This is a genomic window from Halorientalis persicus, from assembly GCF_900110215.1.
In the GTDB taxonomy this organism is placed as follows: Archaea; Halobacteriota; Halobacteria; order Halobacteriales; family Haloarculaceae; genus Halorientalis; species Halorientalis persica.
Window position 1 is genome coordinate 1 of sequence record NZ_FOCX01000103.1, and the last position, 1,701, is coordinate 1,701.

2 protein-coding genes are annotated in these 1,701 nt (G+C 56.8%); both read right to left on the bottom strand.

The features are described from left to right. Positions 1 to 156 (bottom strand): HalOD1 output domain-containing protein (locus tag BMX17_RS27685; RefSeq protein WP_394327927.1); only part of this gene is annotated, 156 nt, incomplete at its 3' end. Between the two features lie 120 nt (positions 157 to 276). Next, a complete protein-coding gene (locus BMX17_RS26840; RefSeq protein WP_139203804.1) occupies positions 277 to 462 on the bottom strand; it encodes a hypothetical protein in 186 nt (61 codons plus the stop codon). Positions 463 to 1,701: the final 1,239 nt, after the last annotated feature.

Below are 1,701 nucleotides of genomic sequence, written 5' to 3' on the forward strand. Positions count from 1 at the left end.
CTGACCGGCGAAGAGAGCGTCTAACGCGTCGGTGTCAACCACGTTGTGCAACGTTTCCGAGAGGTCTTCGGGTTCGGTGCCTCTCTCTTGGGCTACGGCTTCAATTACCGCACTACTAATGGAGTCTTGGGCGGGGTTTGATTGTGGGTGGTTCATGGGTTGGCAGTGGGCGGAAGTGTGTTTTGACTACCATGATTGATGTTCGACCGGAATCAGAAAAGCCTTCATGACGGATTCAACTCTTGGTCCAGTCACTTCTTTGGACCCTGAAGGTGGCTATATTCCGAGAGAGTGAATATGCGCCACGCGTATAAATCGGATAAAAGCGGGACAAAAGACGAGTTCAGTATCCCGGCCCCTTCCGCCGACCGTCAACAGCCCGTTCTCGACCCACAGTCCACCCCTCTCGCCCTCGAAGCCCAACGCCGACGAGTGGGTCATGCCGTCGAAGGCGACCGTCACGACCGGCTACGTGGCCCGTATGAGGCGCTATATCGCTTCACGAACGCATGAAAATCGGACGGTTTGACAACCGGTGAAACGGACTCTCAATCAGAGAGTCAGAGCAAGTTCAACAGTTCGCGGCTCCCTGCCACTGCCGAAACTCTCGACACCCTACAGTGTCAAAGGTAGCACATGGCCTACCAGATGGACGCCGTTTTCGAGGGTGTCGAGTCCGGTCGTCTGACCAAGTGCCAAATCGGATATGGGTCTTGGAAAGAGAGTATCCCTGTCGAGAGCGTCGAAGGGGGTTGCTCGTGGACGGTGAGCGCTACGAGCGTGTCAGCGAGTAGGGGGGTATCCCCGTCCCCACCGGGGGCCAGCCCCGGACTCCCCCGGCAGTCCCCCCGGCCCCCTGCCCGTCCCGGCCCGGCAGGGTCCCCCGGCTCCCTCCGTCTCTGACACCGCTCACAGGTGCCTGTGACTGCTGTGTGACGACAGGGGACGGGTGGGGACAGTCGGGTGGCCCCTGTCTCCCCGGTCCTACAGGGCTGTAGCAGGTCGCTACATTGTTCTCGGTCCGTCTAAAACGACGTTAGCTGGTGTTAGAATCGGTTTTCTCCGTTTCACCCCCGTTTGAGCGAGCCGAAGGTCCCGGTCTATAGTCCGCACTATATTTCAGTCAGATTAGCCATTCATCCCGGTATAGGGAATGAACAAGGAGACGCCCCGGTGGGGTTCTCGAAAACACCCCCGGTGTCGCTCTCGAATCGACCGGGTTACGAGTCCCACACCCCAACCTGATTTTGAGCGGTTCGACTACGGCGCTCTGCATTATCCCTATCAGGAGGCCCGAATGAATCTGTTCGAGCGGGATATTACCGACAGTATTATTTTCTCGTAGTGGTTTGGTCTACATGGTTCAACGACCGTCCCCTTCTCACCTTCTTCGCAAATCTCCATAGTACTGTATAGCGGTTTTGCGAAGGTCTTAAGCCCTTGAAAGTACATTTTCCGTTAAGAGCAAGAGCCTGTGAGAAGGCGGGCGGTCGTTGAACCACACCTTCTCGCAGTTCCCCCCACGGCAAGCGCCCGGACAGAACTGAATTGAACTGTCCAAAACCTATCCACTCGGCGGGGGTAGGTTGGGTGGGTCGGATAGGTGCAAACGGCTCAATTGAATCCGGCGAATTTCGGCGTTTCAGCGTTCAATTGCCTGCTCCACGTTGTAAACGCCGGCTATGAGCGTTATTTCCCGGA